Below are 18,291 nucleotides of genomic sequence, written 5' to 3'. Positions count from 1 at the left end.
AATGAGTTACCGGGAACTGGTCGTCGAACTCGCGCGCGAGCACGCGGAAGCGCTGTCGGATGCGCTGCTCGAACTGGGCGCGCTGTCCGTGTCCGTCGAAGACGCGGATGCCGATACGCCCGACGAGCAGCCGCTGTTCGGCGAACCCGGTCTCACGCCGGAGCGCACCGCGTGGACTCACTCACGCGTGATCGCGCTGCTGGCGCCGGAACACGAACCGGCCGTGCTGCTGGCGGCTGCTGCAAATGAACTCGGTCTCGCCGATACGCCGTCGTTCAGCGTGCGCGAGGTCGAAGAACAGGACTGGGTGCGTCTCACGCAATCCCAGTTCGATCCGATTCCGATCGGCGAACGCATCTGGGTCGTGCCTTCGTGGCACGACGCGCCCGATCCGGACGCGCTCGTCCTCGAACTCGATCCCGGCCTCGCGTTCGGCACGGGCAGCCATCCGACCACGCGTCTGTGCATGGAGTGGCTCGAACAGTCGGTGCAGAGGGATCAATCGGTGCTCGACTATGGCTGCGGCTCGGGCATTCTCGCGATTCTCGCGAAGAAATGCGGCGCGAATCCCGTCTTCGGTATCGACATCGACCCGCAAGCCGTCGAATCGGCCCGCCACAACAGCGAACGCAATCACGCGGATGTGACGTACGGCTTGCCCGACGACTGCCCCGAAGGCGAATTCGATATCGTCGTCGCGAACATTCTGTCGAATCCGTTGAAGCTGATGGCCTCGATGCTGTCGTCGAAGGTCAGGCCGGGCGGGCGCATTGCGCTGTCGGGCATACTCGCGCGGCAGGCGGAAGAAGTGGCGAGCGTCTACCGGCAGTGGATCGACATCGCCGTGTGGCGCGAACACGAAGGTTGGGTATGCCTTGCGGGAACGCGGCGCGAAAGCAATTAGAATAAGGCATATTTGTCTGCTTCCGGCCCCATTCGGCACCTCATTTGGCATCTTGGCGGCTAACCGGTCTTTCGGCTCGATATGCTTCTAGCGACACGCTGTCCCTTCTGCGAAACCGTCTTCAGGCTCCAACCGGAGCAGCTCACGCTGCGCCGCGGACTCGTGCGTTGCGGCCATTGCAAGCAAGTATTCGATGCATCGAGCAGCCTGTTCGACGTGAGCAACGGCGTCGGTATCGACAAGGCGAAGCCCGTGACGATCGACGACGTCACCGCGCACACGCTCGACTCGCTCGCGAACGGCGGCGCCCAGTCGGCGGCGCCCGAAGCAAAGCCTGTGGCACCGCCCGTCGTGACGCAAGTACAGGAAGCGGCGCCTGCTCAACCGGCAGAACCGGCAGAACCGGCAGAACCAGCAAGCGTGAGCCCCACCGGGCCTGCAGTCGAACGCGAAACGGCGCGAGCAGAAGACGCGCACGCGCTCCACGACACTGCTGCTGGAACGGAATCGGCTGTCGACACCGAAGCGTCGGCCGCGCAATCCGCTGCCGACGCGGAACACGCACCATCGCCGAACGAGCCCGATTTCCGCGCTGAAGCGTGGAATCCGTGGGCGCCCGCGCCCGATGCGTCGATCGACCGGCGCATCCGCCATAACGCGTCGACCATTCCGATCAATCCCGTCACGATTCCGCGTTCAGCTCAACCGCCGCTGAAGCTCGAACTCACTGAGTCCGAGCCGATGAATCTCGATAAGGCGATCGCGCGCAAACCCGTCGAGCCGCACCTCAAGGCGGGCGTCGAACAGCGAGCGGAGCCGGCCGCTGCCGTGCAGACCGAGCCGAAGTTCGAGCCGACGGTCGAAGCACAAGCTCAGCCGCGCATTGAAGAACCCGCCGTTTCGCCTACCCAGCCGAAAGCAGAACCGGCCTTTGACACCGCGCCCGCGCGCGACTTCGAACGGGACATGCGCGAACGGGCGACGCACGCATGGCGCGAACCCGAGTCCCTGCGCGAGCCGGTCGAGACACACCCCGGCCAGCCGGAGCCGAAGCGCGGCCCCGGAGCACCCCTGCCCGAATCGTTCGACGACGAACTAAACGAGCCGCTGCGCGACAAGCCCCGTCAGGCCCCATTCGAAAACGACGACCGCACTGTGTCGCCGTCATCCGATCATGCCGGACAGCATCGCGAGCGCGAACCGTACTTCGGCGCATCGTCGGATGAACCCGACCTCGAACCGCGCTTCGGCGCAGGCACGGGTGCACGCGATCAATATGGCGAGCCATATGGCGGCCCGTTTGCCGCGACGCACGGAGGCGACGACGACGCGTTCGCCGTCACGCGCGAGCCGCGCGAGCCCGAAACAAAGCGTCTCATGTGGCAGATCGCGGGCGGCGTCGGGGCGGGTCTGCTCGGCTGTTTGCTGCTCGTGCAGCTCGCCTGGTGGCAACGCGAAACGGTAATGGTCGCGTGGCCGGATTCGCAGGCGCTGTTTGTGAAGGCCTGCTCGAATCTCGGCTGCAAGATCGAACCGCCGCGCGATATCGACGGATTGCTGGTCGAGCCGTCGGATCTGCGGCAGGTCGACGGTCCGCACAAGCTCGAACTGAAAATGCCGCTGCGCAACCGTTTCGATATCGCGCTCGCGTATCCCGCCGTCGAACTGACCTTGCTCGACGAGAACAACAACATCGCCGTGCGGCGCGTGCTGTGGCCGCAAGACTATGTGAAGCCCGGCACGCCGATTGCGGCGGGCCTGCCCGCTCGCACGACGCAGACGATGATCGTGCGCCTCGACACCGGCGACACGGTCGCCTCGAACTTCCGCGTGCAGATCTTCTATCCATAATCCGTCGATCTGCGGCGCGAGCAGCTTGTCCGCGCGTCCGGCTCGAACCGGCCGCGCATCCCGTCAATCCCTGACGAATCTTCGGAGCACAACATGAGTCAAGTCACGCTGGGTGGCAACCCGATCGAAGTCGCTGGCACGTTTCCGTCCGTGGGCCAGGCGGCGCCCGCCTTTTCGCTCGTCGGCAAAGATCTGAAGCCGCTCACGCTCGGCGACTTCGCCGGCAAGCGCAAGGTGCTGAACATCGTCCCGAGCCTCGACACGCCGACCTGCGCAACCTCCACGCGCAAGTTCAACGAAGCTGCCGCGAAGCTGAGCAACACGGCTGTGATCGTCGTGTCGGGCGACCTGCCGTTCGCCGCGACGCGCTTCTGCACGACGGAAGGCATCGAGAACGTCGTCACGGGTTCGACGTTCCGTGGCCATGAGTTCGCGCAGGCGTATGGCGTCGACGTGACGAGCGGTCCGCTGACGGGCCTGACGGCACGCGCGGTCGTGGTCATCGACGAAAACGACAAGGTCGTGCACGCCGAACTCGTCGGCGAAATCAAGAACGAACCGAACTACGACGCAGCACTCGCCGCGCTGAAGTAAGCTTCTCATTTGCGTCGATACAGCGCCGCACCCGTATCGTATCGGGCGCGGCGCTGTCACATCGTCGCGCCCTTTTTCTCTCCGACCGACACTTATAGGAACGCTCGCCTTGGCTACGCTGATTTGCGGCTCGCTCGCCTACGACAACATCATGACTTTCGAAGGGCGCTTCCGGGAGCACATCCTGCCGGAACAGGTCCACATCCTGAACGTCAGCTTCCTCGTGCCGACGATGCGCCGCGAATTCGGCGGCTGCGCGGGCAATATCGCCTACTCGCTGCATCTGCTCGGCGGCGACGCGCGCATCATGGCGACGCTCGGCGCTGTCGATGCGCAACTCTACGTCGAGCGTCTCGACTCGCTCGGCCTGTCGAAAGAGCACGTGCGCGTGCTGCCCGACACGTACTCGGCGCAGGCGATGATCACCACCGACCTCGAGAACAATCAGATCACCGCGTTCCACCCGGGCGCGATGATGCAGTCTCATCTGAACCGCGCGGACCAGCCGGGCATGAAGCTCGGCATCGTCGCGCCGGACGGCTTCGATGGCATGATCCAGCACTCCGAACAGTTCGCGGCAGCGGGCGTTCCGTTCATTTTCGATCCGGGCCAGGGACTGCCGCTGTTCGACGGTGAGTCGCTGCGCCGCATGATTGAACTTGCCACTTACGTCGCAGTCAATGATTACGAAGCTGCGCTGGTGAGCAACAAGACGGGCTGGTCGATCGAAGAAATCACGAGCCGTGTCGATGCACTGATCGTCACGCGCGGCGAGCACGGGGCACAGATTCACCATGCAGGCGGCATCGAAGAAATTCCCGCCGTCAAGGCGAAGCAGGTGCTGGACCCCACGGGTTGCGGCGATGCGTTCCGGGGCGGCCTGCTGTACGGCATCGAGAAGGGCCTCGGCTGGGCGACCACGGGCCGTCTCGCCAGTCTGATGGGCGCGCTCAAGATCGAACATCAAGGGCCGCAAAACTATGCGCCGTCGCGCGCGGAGATCAACGAACGGTTCAAGCAGGCGTTCGGCTACGAACTGCCAGAGGGCGCCTGACACAGCGAACAGCGCCCTCTGCGCTGCGCACATGGCGCGCCTGACCGTTCGCGTTTGAGGGGCTCGAGGTGAGCCCCGTTTGGAGTTTAGGGAATGAAAACAACGAATCGCAGGTTGGGCCGCCTCGTCGTAGGCGCGGTGATCGTCAGCTCGCTCGCTTTGTCGGGCTGTGCGTATAACAGCAGTTCTGCCGATGTCTACACGTCGTCGCAGGCGCAACGCGAAGAGACCGTCCGCATGGGCATTGTCGACAGCGTGCGCGCCGTGAAGATCAGCTCGAACAACGGGCAGCCGAGCGGCATCGGCGCAATCGGCGGCGGCGCGCTCGGTGCCGTGGCAGGCAGCGCGATCGGCGGCGGACGGGGTTCCATTCTGACGGGCATCGTCGGCGGCCTGGCGGGCGCTGTCGCGGGCAACACCATTGAGAACAGCACGGCGATGCGCGACGGCATCGAAATCACCGTGCGCCTCGACAACGGCGACATGCGCGCGATCACGCAAAGCGCCACGGGCGAAATCTTCCGCGCCGGCGAGCGCGTGCGCCTGCTCTCGAGCGGCGGCGTGACGCGCGTCACGCACTGACTTAAACGGTTTCCCTGCCGGCGGCGCCCACGCGCCGTGTCGGCAACCTCACACGCATGTGCTCCCCTGTGCATGCGTTTTTTTTCGACCGGCGCTTATGTGTTTCTGTCGCGCGGTCAGCGCGGCATCGCGCACGACGAAAAAAAATCCCGCCGCCAGTAACCCGGCGACGGGATGAGATGTGATCGAGCGATCTCGCTCAATCGACGGACGCATACGCGATGCGTCCGTTACGACTTCAGCTCTTACGGACGGCTGCCCGTCGGGAACGGCCATGCTGCAGCCGGGTTCAGAGCCGTCTTCACCGTAGCAGCCGGCGCCGTCGAAGCAGCGGGCGCAGCCGGAGCAGGTGCTGCCTTCTTCGCAACAGCCTTCTTCGCAGGCGCAGCCTTCTTCGCAGGTGCAGCAGCGGCCTTCTTCGCGGCAGCCTTCTTCGCAGGCGCAGCCTTTTTGGCAGCAGCCTTTTTCGCAGGCGCCTTCTTCGCAGCGGCCTTCTTCGCTGCAGCCTTCTTCGCCGGTGCTGCCTTCTTCGCAGCAACCTTCTTCACGGCGACTTTCTTCGCTGCAACCTTCTTCGCTGCGGCCTTCTTCGCCGGTGCCGCCTTCTTTGCAGCAACCTTCTTCACGGCGACTTTCTTCGCTGCAACCTTCTTCGTTGCGACCTTCTTTGCAGCGGCCTTCTTCGCCGGAGCTGCCTTCTTCGCAGCAACCTTCTTCACTGCGACTTTCTTCGCTGCGACCTTCTTCACAGCTGCCTTCTTGGCCGGTGCTGCCTTCTTGGCGGGAGCAGCCTTCTTCGCGACGACCTTCTTTGCTGCAGCCTTCTTGGCTGCCGGTTTCTTCTTGGCGAGTGCCATCATTTTCTCCTTCAGGTTTTCAGATGAGAGTCAGTTCAAACTACACCCTTCGTCAAAACCCGCTTCCCGCGGACGCTTCTCACGGCGGCCACTGCGAAGCGGGCTATTCATCGGCGTACGCAGCTCCAGCGCGCTTACGCTAATGAATACGGTAAGGCGCGCCGTGCCATCGGGCACAGCGCGCCAAGTCCTGTCGGCGCCGGATTGCGACGCCGTCAATCGTTTGATCGAACCGCTCGCTCTGTAGCGAACGGCTTTTTCCGGGGGGAAGTTTGCCCATCCCACTGAAGGGTTCGCAAAGTGCCTGTGATCTTTATAGGCCGCGGTAGTCCGCGGCACAACGGGCACGCTCTGCATCAGGCGATCATGCTCCTCACCAAACTTGCCGCGGCACGGCCAGCGGCAACCCCATCAAATACATACACGACGCGTTGGGTTATTCCCAGGACAGCGCGCCGCCGGTCTGATATTCGATAACCCGAGTCTCGAAGAAGTTGCGCTCCTTCTTCAGGTCGATCATCTCGCTCATCCACGGGAACGGGTTTTCCTCGTTCGGGAACAGCGGATCGAGACCGATCTGCTGGCAACGGCGGTTGCAGATGAAGCGCAGATAGCTCTTGAACATCGACGCATTGAGGCCGAGCACCCCGCGCGGCATCGTGTCTTCTGCGTAGCGATATTCGAGGTCGACCGCATGCTTGAAGATCTCGCGGATTTCCGCGCGGAACTCCGGCGTCCACAGATGCGGGTTTTCGAGTTTGATCTGGTTGATCAGGTCGATGCCGAAGTTGCAGTGCATCGACTCGTCGCGCAGGATGTACTGGTACTGTTCCGCGGCGCCCGTCATCTTGTTCTGGCGGCCGAGCGCCAGGATCTGGGTGAAGCCGACGTAGAAGAACAGGCCTTCCATCACGCACGCGAACACGATCAGCGACTTGAGCAGCTTCTGGTCTGCTTCGAGCGTACCCGTCTTGAAGGCCGGGTCGGTCAGCGTGTGGATGAACGGAATCAGGAATTCGTCTTTGTCACGAATGGACTGCACTTCGTGGTACGCGTTGAAGATCTCGCCCTCGTCGAGACCGAGCGACTCCACGATGTACTGGTAAGCGTGCGTGTGGATCGCCTCTTCGAACGCCTGGCGCAGCAGGAACTGGCGGCATTCGGGCGCCGTGATGTGGCGGTACGTGCCGAGGACGATGTTGTTCGCCGCGAGCGAGTCGGCCGTCACGAAGAAACCGAGGTTGCGCTTGACGACGCGGCGCTCGTCTTCCGTCAGCCCGTTCGGGTCTTTCCAGAGCGCGATGTCGCGGGACATGTTGATTTCCTGCGGCATCCAGTGGTTCGCGCAACCGGACAGATACTTTTCCCACGCCCACTTGTACTTGAACGGCACCAGCTGATTGACGTCAGTCTGGCCGTTGATGATGCGCTTGTCGGCGACATTCACGCGAGCTTCGGAAGCGGCAGCCGGTGCAATTGCTTGCGCAGGCGGAGCGATTGCGATGTCGTTCGCGAACACCTGTTGAGCCGAGGGAGCCTGATGAGCGGAACGCGTTTCGACTTGCGAACCGACAGCCGTTCCCGCAGCGTTGCGCAACACGTTTTGTTGCGAAGCACTCGAGGGAGTTACGGCAGTGATCTCGTCATCCCAGTTGAGCATAAATGTCACCATCAATTTAGATCGGTTTGTACCATCTTTTCACGAGCGTTAAAAGGGTCCGCTCATGAAAAATCCTGTTTTCGAATCGCGTTGCGACCTACATACAACACTTTGTTCATCAGTGTGTGAAGGTCACGCGTTGCGAGTCGATCGAAACGTGTGTCGATGAAGCGCGATGCACGATCGAAAGCGCGTTGCTTCAGTGATGCACGTGCGTTGCTTCTGCGTTGTTCCGAACTCGAAACGTTGCTGCTTCGCTGCGCGTTGCGTGTGTCTTGCGAAGCGAGCGGGACGCGCGATGCATCGTCACTTCTTTGCTGTCTCGCCGACTTCATCGTGTGTGCGCGTTCAGGTTCAGGGTTTTCGCGCACGCGTCGAAGAGATGGGTAGCACGTGATGTTCCTCGCTGCGTCGAGTGCTTCTCAACCCACCGAACCACTGACCGAAACGAGGACTGCAACGAGAGCCGCGCCTTCGTGCTGCGAAGAGCGATGCGTTCGACTGGCACCGCTCGTCTGCTGCTTGCCTGCTGCTTGCCGCCGGCGAGCGCCGGCGGCTGACTACCTACTACTTATTAGTGAGCGCCGCTTTACTGGCAGGCTTCGCACTCTTCGAAGCCAGGATCGCCCGGACGCATCATGCACACGGGACCATCCGCTTCGGGCGCTGCTTCGACAGCGGCGGGAACCGCAGCTGCTGCGGCAGCCGATGCCTGGAAGCCGCCCGTCACGCCCGACGACGCTGCACCGCCGCCGACACCGAAGCCACCCGCTGCGCCACCTGCACCGCCGTCGCCCGACGGCACCGCGTTCAGCGCGCCGTGTGCGACCGTCGACTTCTCGACGTGCGTCGCGGCCATCGTGCGCAGGTAGTACGTCGTCTTCAGGCCGCGCAGCCATGCGAGCTTGTAGACCTCGTCGAGCTTCTTGCCCGATGCGCCCGCCATATAGATGTTGAGCGACTGCGCCTGGTCGATCCACTTCTGACGGCGCGACGCCGCTTCGACCAGCCACGTTGCGTCGACTTCGAACGCCGTCGCGTAGATTGCGCGGAGGTCGGCCGGCACGCGGTCGATGCGCGACAGCGAGCCGTCGAAGTACTTCAGGTCGGCGACCATCACTTCGTCCCACAGGCCGCGCGCCTTCAGGTCGCGCACGAGGTAGTCGTTCACCACCGTGAATTCGCCCGACAGGTTCGACTTCACGTACAGGTTCTGGAACGTCGGCTCGATACATGCAGACACGCCGATGATGTTCGAGATCGTCGCCGTCGGCGCGATCGCGACGCAGTTCGAGTTGCGCATGCCGTGCGTCGCGATGCGCGAGCGCAGCGACGACCAGTCCATCGACTCGCTCGAATCCACTTCGACGTAGCCGCCGCGTGCTTCGGCGAGCAGCTTCAGCGTGTCTTGCGGGAGGATGCCGCGATCCCACAGCGAGCCGCGGTACGTCGAGTAACGGCCGCGCTCTTCCGCCAGTTCCGTCGATGCCCAGTAGGCGTAGTAGCAGACGGCTTCCATCGAACGGTCGGCGAACTCGACGGCTTCCTGCGATGCGTACGGCGTGCGCAGCACGTGCAGGCAGTCCTGGAAGCCCATGATGCCCATGCCCACCGGGCGGTGCTTCAGGTTCGAGTTACGCGCCTTCGCGACCGCGTAGTAGTTGATGTCGATCACGTTGTCGAGCATGCGCATCGCAACGCTGATGGTGCGCTTCAGCTTGTCGTGGTCGAGCGCGAGCGTGCCGTCGGCCTGTTCCTTCAGGTGCGCGACGAGGTTCACCGAGCCGAGGTTACAGACGGCGATTTCCGTGTCGCTCGTGTTCAGCGTGATTTCCGTGCACAGGTTCGACGAGTGGACGACACCGACGTGCTGTTGCGGCGAGCGCACATTGCACGGATCCTTGAACGTGATCCACGGATGGCCCGTTTCGAACAGCATGCCCAGCATCTTGCGCCACAGTTGCGCCGCCGGAATTTTCTTGAACAGCTTGATCTCGCCGCGCGCGACCTTGTCTTCATAGGCCGTGTAAGCCGTTTCGAACTCGGCGCCGAACTTGTCGTGCAGGTCCGGGCAGGTGGACGGCGAGAACAGCGTCCAGTCGCCGCCTTCGAGCACGCGCTTCATGAACAGGTCGGGAATCCAGTTCGCCGTGTTCATGTCGTGCGTACGGCGACGGTCGTCACCCGTGTTCTTGCGCAGTTCGAGGAATTCTTCGATGTCGAGGTGCCACGATTCCAGGTACGCACACACCGCGCCCTTGCGCTTGCCGCCCTGGTTCACGGCGACGGCCGTGTCGTTGACCACCTTCAGGAACGGCACGACGCCTTGCGACTTACCGTTGGTGCCCTTGATGTGCGAACCGAGCGCGCGCACGCGCGTCCAGTCGTTGCCCAGACCGCCGGCGAACTTCGACAGCAGCGCGTTTTCCTTCAGCGCTTCGTAGATGCCGTCGAGGTCGTCGTCGACCGTCGTCAGATAGCATGACGACAGCTGCGAGCGGCGCGTGCCCGAGTTGAACAGCGTCGGCGTCGACGACATGAAGTCGAAGCTCGACAGCACGTTGTAGAACTCGATCGCGCGCGCTTCGCGGTCGATCTCGTTCAGCGACAGACCCATCGCAACACGCATAAAGAATGCCTGGGGCATTTCGATGCGCGTGCCGTCGACGTGCAGGAAGTAGCGGTCATACAGCGTCTGCAGGCCGAGGTAGCCGAACTGCAGGTCGCGGTTCGCGTCGAGCGCGGCGCCGAGACGCTTCAGGTCGAACTGCAGCAGCTTGTCGTCGAGCAGCTCGGCGTTGACGCCGCGCTTGATGAAGAGCGGGAAGTACTCGGCATAGCGGCCGGCCATTTCGGCTTGCGTGACTTCTTCTTCGAGGATCTCGCGGCGGATCGTGTGCAGCAGGATGCGCGACGTGACCTGGCTGTACGCCGGATCCTTCTCGATCATCGTGCGCGCAGCGAGGATGGCCGAGTCGTAGACCTGGCTCATCGGCACGCCGTCGTACAGGTTCTTCACCGTTTCCGCGACGATCGGCTCTGCGTTGACGGCATCGCCCAGGTTCGCGCAAGCCGATTCGATGATGCCGCGCAGTGCTGCCATGTCGAGCGGACGCGTGACGCCGTTGTCGGTCACGTTCAGACCCGATGCGCCTGCCGGCACGTCGGCCTCATGACCGCGCTCCTGCGTGCGCTTCTCGCGGTACAGCACGTAGGCGCGCGCGACGTTGTGCTCGCCCGTGCGCATCAGCGCGAGTTCGACCTGATCCTGAATGTCTTCGATATGGAACGTGCCGCCGTTCGGACGGCTGCGCACCAGCGCGCGCACGACATTCTGCGTGAGTTGCTCGACCAGTTCGCGAACGCGTGCCGATGCCGCGCCCTGACCACCGTTGACGGCCAGAAACGCCTTCGTCACAGCGATGGCGATTTTCGACGGCTCGAACGACACCACGCCGCCGTTGCGACGCATCACCTTGTAGTCGGCGTAGTTCGTCTGCGGTGCGAGCGCTTGCGCGCCATGTGCGAGCGCTTCGGGGCGGCCAGCGGGTGCGCCTTCGAACCGGGTCGTCACGTTGTCGGTGGTTTGCATGTGCAAAGCTCCTGGTCTTGGAATAGTGCGGAGTTACCGCGGATTAGTACAACCGCTGCGCCACCCCGGACGCATGCGATGAAGGAGAAGAAGAGGGACAGCGGGAACCGTGGAACAGCCGGGCCGGATGCGACAGATCCGCGTGGGAGAACTTCAACGTCGTGCGTGTCGCGATCACTTGGCTGCGCCCTTTTCTTCGAATTGGTCGGCGCGCCCGTTGTCGTAACTGGTTGCGCCGCATCAGGTTTTTTGAGTGCCGGTAATGCTGACGGCGCCATGCTCATGGAGCGGGGCGCCGCCTGACAAACACTACATCTTGTGCAAAAACTGATTAACGGCACGAAGTATAGTGTACTGAACGCTCATCGCAAATTCTTTTATTTGGTCTGACGATCTTGACTTTTGGATAGGCCGCGTCAGAAAACGCCGACGGGCCGACACAGCGCCTGCGCGCTGTCTGTGCGGCATCGTACAGAGCGGAAGTAGCGCGCTTACGACGTTATCGGCGCGCGCGACGACGGATGCAGATAGGGGAAATACGGATCGGCGAGCGCCGTATCGCGTTGAAGACGCGGCCAGTCGAAGTGCGGCCCGGGATCGGTCTTGCGGCCCGGCGCGATGTCCGAGTGACCGGCGAGCGCTTCGATCGCGTAGTGCGCGGCGAGCGCCTGCACGAGCGGCGCGAGCGTCTCGTATTGCGCGGCTTCGAATGGCGACGCGTCGCTGCCTTCGAGTTCGATGCCGATCGAGAAGTCGTTGCAGCGCTCGCGGCCCAAGAAGTTCGACGCGCCCGCATGCCACGCACGCTCGTCGCACGAGACGTACTGCTCGAGCGCACCGTCGCGATGGATCACGAAATGCGCGGACACGCGCACGTCGCGCAGATGCGCGTCGTAGTACGGATGCGCATCGCAGTCGAGGCGGTTGAGGAAGAGATCGGCGATGCCCGTGCCGCCGAATTCGTTCGGCGGCAAACTGATGTTGTGAACGACGATCAGCGTGGGACGCGCGCCGTCCGGGCGCACCTCGAAATTCGGCGAAGGCAGCTTGCGCGCCTCGTTGACCCAGCCGTTTGCAGCGACGGTGAAACGCGCGGGCACGTGTGCCGTCATCGCGCGTCGCGGCCCGTTGGGCGGGCGGCGTAACGCTTCGCGTGATCGTGCGAACAGAAGGCCTGCCCCGCCACGAGCACGGAGTCGCTCCTGGGCGCATGCACGCCGCATTCCGCGCAGCGGATCATCGGCTCGGCGAGCTGGGCCGCGCTCGTGCCTGTTGCGCTGCCGTTCGCCTGACCGTTGGCTCGTGCACCCGTGCGCGCGTTCGCGCCGGCGTCACCGCTCGCGCCCGTGCGCGCCGTGCGCGATGCTTCCGCGCGGCGCAGCGCCTTCACCAGCCATTGGCCGACGATGAACAACAGAATCAGCAGAAAAATTTGTCGCATGATGCTCAGACCAACTCAGACTACAGGACGGTGCAACAGCACCTCGAAAACGAAACGGCTGCCGACATACGCGAGCAGCAGCGCGGCGAACGACGCCAGCACCCAGCGCAATGCGGCGCGTCCGCGCCATCCCGACACCTTGCGCGCCGTCAGCAGCGCGCCGAACATCACCCACGACAGCAGCGCGAACACGGTCTTGTGATCGAGTTGCAGAGCACGGTCGAGGAGCTGTTCGTTGAACAGGATGCCCGACACCAGCGTGAGCGTGAGCAGCACGAAGCCCGCGCCGATCAGACGGAACAGCAGCGTCTCGAGCGTGAGCAGCGGCGGCAGCGTGTCGAGCCAACTCGACAGCCAGCCGTTGCCTGCAGCGGCGCTTTGACGCGCGAGCGCGCCGCCGCGCATCGCGTGCAGCCGCCGTTCGACGAGCAGCATCAGCACGGCGTGCAGCGCGGCGATCACGAAAAGCCCGTAGGCAATGTTCGCGATCAGGAAGTGCAGTTTGAAAAGAGGATCGGCAGCATACGACAGCACGTGCACGCCGTTGAACACGAGCGGCAGCAGCGACGCGATGCACGCGAGCGGCAGAACGAGCAGACGCAGGCCGTCGAGCGGAAAAAAGAAGCTCTCGATCCAGTAGATGCCCGCGCCGAGCCAGAACATCGCGGACAGCGCGAACGCGAAGCCGAACACCATCGCGTCGTGCGGAAAAATGGTGGTGTGCAGCAGCACGCCGTGCGCGAGCAGCGCAGCGAGCAACACGACGCGGGTCGTCATCGACATGCTGGCGGACGCGCCCGCCAGGCCTCGGCCGCCCACAGGCAGAGGCGCAGCGGCAGAAAGCGGCGGCACGCTCTCGAGCACCGGCGCGGCGGCCGCCTGCCGATGCGCGCGCCAGCCCGCGACGGCGAGTCCGCCGTACAGGAGCGCAGTGAGGGCATACAGTACAATATCCATATCGGAAGTTTACACCAGGCCCTCCAAAGTCCGCCGCTCTCGCGCTGCGACGGGACGGCCGCACTGCTCATCGCCCCATGCTCGACAACCTCACTCAACGGATGGCGCGCGTCGTCAAGACGCTGCGCGGCGAAGCCCGGCTCACCGAGGCGAACACCCAGGAGATGCTGCGCGAAGTGCGCCTCGCGCTCCTCGAAGCGGACGTGGCGCTGCCCGTCGTGCGCGACTTCATCGCGAAGGTGAAGGAAAAGGCGCTCGGCGAGGAAGTGATCGGCAGCCTGTCGCCGGGCCAGGCGCTCGTCGGCGTCGTGCAGCGCGAGCTGACGGCCGTGATCGGCGGCGACTACGAAGGCAAGGCCGCCGAGCTGAATCTCGCCGTCACACCGCCTGCCATCATCCTGATGGCCGGTCTGCAGGGCGCGGGCAAGACGACCACGGTCGGCAAGCTCGCGAAACTGCTGCGCGAAAAGTACAAGAAGAAGGTGCTGACGGTGTCGTGCGACGTGTATCGCCCCGCCGCTATCGCGCAGCTGAAGACGGTGACCGAACAGGTCGGTGCCGATTTCTTCCCGTCACAGCCGGACCAGAAGCCGGTCGATATCGCGCGCGCCGCCGTCGACTGGGCCAAGCGTCACTATCACGATGTGCTGCTCGTCGACACGGCCGGCCGTCTCGGTATCGACGAGGCGATGATGAACGAGATCGCCGCGCTGCATAAGGAATTGAACCCGGCGGAAACGCTGTTCGTCGTCGACGCGATGCTCGGTCAGGACGCCGTGAACACCGCGAAGGCGTTCAACGACACGCTGCCGCTCACGGGCGTCGTGCTGACCAAGCTCGACGGCGATTCGCGCGGCGGTGCGGCGCTGTCCGTGCGTCACGTGACGGGCAAGCCGATCAAATTCGTCGGCGTCGCGGAAAAACTCGACGGCCTCGAAATCTTCTATCCGGACCGCATGGCGAACCGGATTCTCGGCATGGGCGACATTCTGGCGCTGGTCGAGGAAGCGCAGCGCGGCGTCGACGTTCAGGCCGCGCAGAAGCTCGCCGACAAGGTGAAGAAAGGCGGCGATTTCGATCTGAACGATTTCCGCGCGCAGCTTTCACAGATGAAGAAGATGGGCGGCCTGTCGTCGCTGATGGACAAGTTGCCCGCGCAGTTCCAGCAGGCCGCGTCGAATGCCGACATGGGCCAGGCCGAAAAGCAGATGCGCCGCATGGAAGGGATCATCAATTCGATGACGGCCGCCGAGCGCGCAAAGCCCGAGCTCATCAAGGCGACGCGCAAGCGCCGTATTGCCGCGGGCGCGGGCGTGCAGGTGCAGGAAGTCAACCGCCTGCTGAATCAGTATGAGCAGATGCGCACGATGATGAAGAAGCTCAAGGGCGGCAATCTGCAGAAGATGATGCGCGGCATGAAGGGCATGATGCCTGGCATGCGCTGATGTTCTACGGCCGTCGCGCGCCCGTTTGTCGGGGCGCGGCGGCCATCGCGACCCGGCGCGCATGCCGGATCGAGGCGCGGGTATTTGCTGTAGCGCGCCAGGTCGTTGTCTCTCACACTATGTATACAGTTACCGCCCGCCGGACGTCATGAATCGCGAAGAAGCTCTCCACATTTTCAGTCACTCCGAAGAAATCGTTTCGGCCAGCGACGTCAACGCCTCCATCGGCCGCATGGCCGGCGCCATTCGCGCGGAGATGGCCGACGAATTCCCGCTCGTGCTGTCGGTGATGGGCGGCGCGGCGGTGTTCACGGGCATGCTCCTGCCGCACCTCGATTTCCCGCTCGAGTTCGACTACATCCACCTCACCCGCTATCGCAACGCGATCAAGGGCAGCGCGGAGATGCAGTGGCGCGTCGCGCCGTCGGGTTCTGTGAAGGACCGCGTAGTGCTCGTGCTCGACGACATCCTCGACGAAGGCGAGACGATGGCCGCGATCCGCGACCGCATCATGGACATGGGGGCAAAGCGCTTCATGAGCGCGGTGCTGTGCGAGAAGATCATTCCGAAGGCAAAGCCGCTGCGTCCGGACTTCTGCGGTTTCGAAGTGCCCGATCGTTATGTGTTTGGCTGCGGTATGGATGCGAAGGGATATTGGCGCAATCTGCCGACTATCCGCGCACTGACTGAAAGCGCGTGATTTTCAGGCGACGCTGCTGAAAAGCTGCAAATAAAAAAGCGACCCGCGGGTCGCTTTTTTATTGCCTCGACGGCCACGCTCATTTCTCGAGCTGATGCACGAAAGTGCGAATCCCACCGAGCATCATCTCCACCGAAATCGCAACGAGCACGAGCCCCATCAAGCGCTCGAAGGCCATCACGGTGCGCTCGCCGAGCCACTGCTGAATGCGCTCCGCCATCACCAGCACGATTGCGCACACGATCATCGTCACTGTCAGCGCCGCGACCCATTCGAACATCTTGTTCGGCGCCTGCGATGTCAGCAGCATCACCGTGGCGAGCGCGGACGGACCGGCGAGCGCGGGAATCGCGAGCGGCACGATCAGCGGTTCGGCAGCGCGCGTGTCGGCGCCGAACGGGCCGTCCGGATGTGGAAAGATCATCCGCAGCGCGATCAGGAACAGCACGATGCCGCCTCCGATCCGCAGTGACAGATCCGTCAGGCTCATCATCCGCAGAAAGCGGTCGCCGACGAGCATGAAGATCAGCAGGATCACGAACGCGATGGCGACTTCGCGAAGAATCACGCGAATGCGCCGGTGAGGCGCAACACCCCGCAGGCAGTTGATGAAGAGCGGGATGTTGCCGAGTGGATCAGTGATGAGAATCAGCAGGATGGTCGCGGACAGGAAGTTGTACTCCACCGTCCGCCCCCATCAGCGCGCGAGCGCTGCCTTGACCTTGTCGATCACCGCCTGCGCCGCGCCTTCGACGGGCAACAGCGTGGCTTCCGTATCGCGGCGGCCCTGATACTCGATCTTGCCGTCCTTCAGGCCACGGTCGCCGATCACCAGACGATGCGGCACGCCGATCAGTTCCCAGTCGGCGAACATCACGCCCGGACGCTCGCCGCGATCGTCGAGAATCACGTCGATGCCCGCTGCCGTCAGTTCGTCGTGCAGCTTGTCCGCCTGCTCACGCACGGCGTCGCTGCGGTCGTAGCCCATCGGGCACAGCACGACTTCGAACGGCGCAATCGATTCCGGCCAGATGATGCCCTTGTCGTCGAAGTTCTGCTCGATCGCCGCGCCGAGAATACGCGTGACGCCGATGCCATAGCAGCCCATCTGCATCGGCTGCGGCTTGCCCGACTCGTCGAGGAACGTCGCATTCATCGCTTCCGAATACTTGGTGCCGAGCTGGAACACATGGCCGACTTCGATACCGCGGCAGATGTCGATCACGCCCTTGCCGTCAGGCGACGGATCGCCCTTCTTCACGTTGCGGATATCCGCGACGACGGGTTCAGGCAGATCGCGGCCCCAGTTGACGCCCGTCGTGTGGAAGTCGACTTCGTTCGTGCCGACCACGAAGTCGCTCATGTTCGCGACCGTGCGGTCCGCGATCACCTTGACCGGCTTCTTCGTGTTCAACGGACCGAGGTAGCCCGGCGGCGTGCCGAACCACTCGACGATTTCTTCTTCCGTCGCCATACGGAATTCGCTGAGACCGGGCAGCTTGTTGACCTTGATCTCATTCAGATCGTGGTCGCCACGCAGCATCAGCAACCAGATGGTCGGCTCCGCGCCTTCGTTTTCCGTGGCGAGGATGATCGACTTGATGGTCTTTTCGAGCGGAATGTTCAGGTGCTCGGCGACGGCTTCGCACTTCGCCTTGCCCGGCGTCGGCGTCTTCCTGAGCTCTTCCTTCGGCGCGGCGCGTTCGGCGATCAGCGGCAGCGCTTCAGCCGCTTCGACGTTCGACGCGAAGTCCGAGGTCGGGCAATACGCGATGTCGTCCTCGCCCGTATCGGCGATCACGTGGAACTCATGCGAGCCACTGCCGCCGATCGAGCCGTTGTCCGCCGCGACCGCGCGGAAGTCCAGACCGAGGCGCGTAAAGATGCGCACGTACGCGTCGTACATCTTGCGATACGACTCGCGCAGGCCGTCCATGTCCTTATCGAACGAATACGCGTCTTTCATGATGAACTCGCGGCCACGCATCACGCCGAAACGCGGACGGATTTCGTCGCGGAACTTCGTCTGCACCTGATAGAAGTTCACGGGCAGCTGACGGTAGCTCTTGATCTGGCCACGCGCGATGTCCGTCACGACTTCTTCGTGCGTCGGTCCGATCACGAAGTCGGTCTGCTTGCGATCCTTGAAGCGCAGCAGTTCGGGACCGTATTTTTCCCAGCGGCCCGATTCCTGCCACAGTTCTGCCGGCTGCACAGCCGGCATCAGCAGTTCGATCGCGCCTGCCCGGTTCATTTCCTCGCGCACGATCGCTTCCACCTTGCGGATCGAACGCAGGCCAATTGGCAGGTAGTTGTAGATGCCGCCAGCCACGCGCCGGATCATGCCGGCACGCACCATGAGCTTGTGACTGACGATTTCCGCGTCGGCGGGCGCTTCCTTCAGGGTGCCAATAAAGAAACGGGAGGCTTTCATTCAGAATTTTCCAAAAGCGGCGGACCAAAAGGGGCCGCCCGAAAGGGTAAAACGATAGGTTCGCGCACCTGAGCGCCGGGCCATGCCGGCGCACGTCGAACAGCGATTGTCGCATGTGCGGGGCACTTGTCCGACGACGCTCCAAAAGTGCCGGAAAGAGGCTTTCGCGGCGACGGATGCGGCTTGTTACGGACAATCGCGCCAATCTGGTGCGAGGCGG

Annotated in this window: 16 protein-coding genes; 7 read left to right on the top strand and 9 right to left on the bottom strand. The window is 63.3% G+C overall.

All coding sequences use genetic code 11. The features are described 5' to 3' along the window. Position 1 precedes the first annotated feature (1 nt). The 5 genes from prmA to FRZ40_RS13805 all read left to right on the top strand — a co-directional run bounded on the left by prmA (position 2) and on the right by FRZ40_RS13805 (position 4,985). Positions 2–904 carry a 50S ribosomal protein L11 methyltransferase gene (gene prmA, locus FRZ40_RS13825; RefSeq protein WP_147234401.1) on the top strand — a complete coding sequence of 301 codons (903 nt, stop codon included), beginning with the start codon at positions 2–4 and terminating at the stop codon, positions 902–904. An 81-nt stretch (positions 905–985) separates the two neighbouring features. Continuing rightward, on the top strand, positions 986–2,755 hold the full coding sequence (locus tag FRZ40_RS13820) for a DUF3426 domain-containing protein (protein ID WP_147234400.1): 1,770 nt from the start codon (positions 986–988) through the stop codon (positions 2,753–2,755). Positions 2,756–2,848: 93 nt separating this feature from the next. After that, the gene (gene tpx, locus FRZ40_RS13815; protein WP_028371780.1) at positions 2,849–3,349 is read left to right on the top strand and encodes a thiol peroxidase; all 501 of its coding nucleotides are present in this window, start codon (positions 2,849–2,851) and stop codon (positions 3,347–3,349) included. Between the two features lie 109 nt (positions 3,350–3,458). Beyond that, positions 3,459–4,403 (top strand): carbohydrate kinase family protein, encoded by a 945-nt coding sequence (locus FRZ40_RS13810; protein ID WP_028371779.1) that lies wholly within the window; start codon positions 3,459–3,461, stop codon positions 4,401–4,403. 93 nt (positions 4,404–4,496) lie between these two features. Continuing rightward, positions 4,497–4,985: an outer membrane lipoprotein gene (locus tag FRZ40_RS13805; protein WP_147234399.1), complete on the top strand. Its 489-nt coding sequence runs from the start codon at positions 4,497–4,499 to the stop codon at positions 4,983–4,985. Positions 4,986–5,230: 245 nt separating this feature from the next. On the opposite strand, the gene FRZ40_RS13800 is transcribed toward FRZ40_RS13805, so the two are convergent. The 7 genes from FRZ40_RS13800 to FRZ40_RS13770 all read right to left on the bottom strand — a co-directional run bounded on the left by FRZ40_RS13800 (position 5,231) and on the right by FRZ40_RS13770 (position 13,492). Next, on the bottom strand, positions 5,231–5,842 hold the full coding sequence (locus FRZ40_RS13800; protein WP_147234825.1) for a histone H1-like DNA-binding protein: 612 nt from the start codon (positions 5,840–5,842) through the stop codon (positions 5,231–5,233). A 30-nt stretch (positions 5,843–5,872) separates the two neighbouring features. Continuing rightward, positions 5,873–6,199 carry a hypothetical protein gene (locus FRZ40_RS13795; RefSeq protein WP_081767827.1) on the bottom strand — a complete coding sequence of 109 codons (327 nt, stop codon included), beginning with the start codon at positions 6,197–6,199 and terminating at the stop codon, positions 5,873–5,875. A gap of 79 nt (positions 6,200–6,278) precedes the next feature. Then, complete coding sequence (locus tag FRZ40_RS13790) at positions 6,279–7,502, bottom strand: ribonucleotide-diphosphate reductase subunit beta (protein WP_147234398.1); 1,224 nt, start codon at positions 7,500–7,502, stop codon at positions 6,279–6,281. Between the two features lie 589 nt (positions 7,503–8,091). Next, positions 8,092–11,094, bottom strand: coding sequence for a ribonucleoside-diphosphate reductase subunit alpha (locus tag FRZ40_RS13785; RefSeq protein WP_147234397.1), 3,003 nt, complete (start codon positions 11,092–11,094; stop codon positions 8,092–8,094). Positions 11,095–11,585: 491 nt separating this feature from the next. Continuing rightward, on the bottom strand, positions 11,586–12,206 hold the full coding sequence (gene ampD, locus FRZ40_RS13780) for a 1,6-anhydro-N-acetylmuramyl-L-alanine amidase AmpD (protein ID WP_147234396.1): 621 nt from the start codon (positions 12,204–12,206) through the stop codon (positions 11,586–11,588). Next, positions 12,203–12,535 (bottom strand): PP0621 family protein, encoded by a 333-nt coding sequence (locus FRZ40_RS13775; protein ID WP_147234395.1) that lies wholly within the window; start codon positions 12,533–12,535, stop codon positions 12,203–12,205. The genes ampD and FRZ40_RS13775 overlap by 4 nt, the downstream gene beginning before the upstream one ends. A gap of 15 nt (positions 12,536–12,550) precedes the next feature. Then, positions 12,551–13,492 (bottom strand): cytochrome C assembly family protein, encoded by a 942-nt coding sequence (locus FRZ40_RS13770; RefSeq protein ID WP_147234394.1) that lies wholly within the window; start codon positions 13,490–13,492, stop codon positions 12,551–12,553. Between the two features lie 77 nt (positions 13,493–13,569). Between FRZ40_RS13770 and ffh the strand changes: the two genes are divergently transcribed. After that, a complete protein-coding gene (ffh, locus tag FRZ40_RS13765) occupies positions 13,570–14,937 on the top strand; it encodes a signal recognition particle protein (protein ID WP_028371770.1) in 1,368 nt (455 codons plus the stop codon). A 148-nt stretch (positions 14,938–15,085) separates the two neighbouring features. Next, positions 15,086–15,637 carry a hypoxanthine-guanine phosphoribosyltransferase gene (locus FRZ40_RS13760; RefSeq protein ID WP_147234393.1) on the top strand — a complete coding sequence of 184 codons (552 nt, stop codon included), beginning with the start codon at positions 15,086–15,088 and terminating at the stop codon, positions 15,635–15,637. 79 nt (positions 15,638–15,716) lie between these two features. On the opposite strand, the gene FRZ40_RS13755 is transcribed toward FRZ40_RS13760, so the two are convergent. Both FRZ40_RS13755 and FRZ40_RS13750 read right to left on the bottom strand, forming a co-directional pair. Beyond that, on the bottom strand, positions 15,717–16,322 hold the full coding sequence (locus FRZ40_RS13755) for a MarC family protein (RefSeq protein WP_028371768.1): 606 nt from the start codon (positions 16,320–16,322) through the stop codon (positions 15,717–15,719). A gap of 12 nt (positions 16,323–16,334) precedes the next feature. Continuing rightward, positions 16,335–18,071 carry a proline--tRNA ligase gene (locus tag FRZ40_RS13750; protein ID WP_147234392.1) on the bottom strand — a complete coding sequence of 579 codons (1,737 nt, stop codon included), beginning with the start codon at positions 18,069–18,071 and terminating at the stop codon, positions 16,335–16,337. Positions 18,072–18,291 lie beyond the last annotated feature (220 nt).

The sequence above is a fragment of the Paraburkholderia azotifigens genome (genome assembly GCF_007995085.1).
Lineage (GTDB): Bacteria > Pseudomonadota > Gammaproteobacteria > Burkholderiales > Burkholderiaceae > Paraburkholderia > Paraburkholderia azotifigens.
This window is presented reverse-complemented; position numbering and strand designations above follow the sequence as displayed.

What these genes read in the sequence shown, in the direction of transcription:
- prmA (WP_147234401.1), top strand. Translation starts at nt 2, where the DNA reads ATGAGTTACCGGGAACTGGTCGTCGAACTCGCGCGCGAGCACGCGGAA.
- FRZ40_RS13820 (WP_147234400.1), top strand. Translation starts at nt 986, where the DNA reads ATGCTTCTAGCGACACGCTGTCCCTTCTGCGAAACCGTCTTCAGGCTC.
- tpx (WP_028371780.1), top strand. Translation starts at nt 2,849, where the DNA reads ATGAGTCAAGTCACGCTGGGTGGCAACCCGATCGAAGTCGCTGGCACG.
- FRZ40_RS13805 (WP_147234399.1), top strand. Translation starts at nt 4,497, where the DNA reads ATGAAAACAACGAATCGCAGGTTGGGCCGCCTCGTCGTAGGCGCGGTG.
- FRZ40_RS13800 (WP_147234825.1), bottom strand. Translation starts at nt 5,842, where the DNA reads ATGGCACTCGCCAAGAAGAAACCGGCAGCCAAGAAGGCTGCAGCAAAG.
- FRZ40_RS13795 (WP_081767827.1), bottom strand. Translation starts at nt 6,199, where the DNA reads ATGCAGAGCGTGCCCGTTGTGCCGCGGACTACCGCGGCCTATAAAGAT.
- FRZ40_RS13790 (WP_147234398.1), bottom strand. Translation starts at nt 7,502, where the DNA reads ATGCTCAACTGGGATGACGAGATCACTGCCGTAACTCCCTCGAGTGCT.
- FRZ40_RS13785 (WP_147234397.1), bottom strand. Translation starts at nt 11,094, where the DNA reads ATGCAAACCACCGACAACGTGACGACCCGGTTCGAAGGCGCACCCGCT.
- ampD (WP_147234396.1), bottom strand. Translation starts at nt 12,206, where the DNA reads ATGACGGCACACGTGCCCGCGCGTTTCACCGTCGCTGCAAACGGCTGG.
- FRZ40_RS13775 (WP_147234395.1), bottom strand. Translation starts at nt 12,535, where the DNA reads ATGCGACAAATTTTTCTGCTGATTCTGTTGTTCATCGTCGGCCAATGG.
- FRZ40_RS13770 (WP_147234394.1), bottom strand. Translation starts at nt 13,492, where the DNA reads ATGGATATTGTACTGTATGCCCTCACTGCGCTCCTGTACGGCGGACTC.
- ffh (WP_028371770.1), top strand. Translation starts at nt 13,570, where the DNA reads ATGCTCGACAACCTCACTCAACGGATGGCGCGCGTCGTCAAGACGCTG.
- FRZ40_RS13760 (WP_147234393.1), top strand. Translation starts at nt 15,086, where the DNA reads ATGAATCGCGAAGAAGCTCTCCACATTTTCAGTCACTCCGAAGAAATC.
- FRZ40_RS13750 (WP_147234392.1), bottom strand. Translation starts at nt 18,071, where the DNA reads ATGAAAGCCTCCCGTTTCTTTATTGGCACCCTGAAGGAAGCGCCCGCC.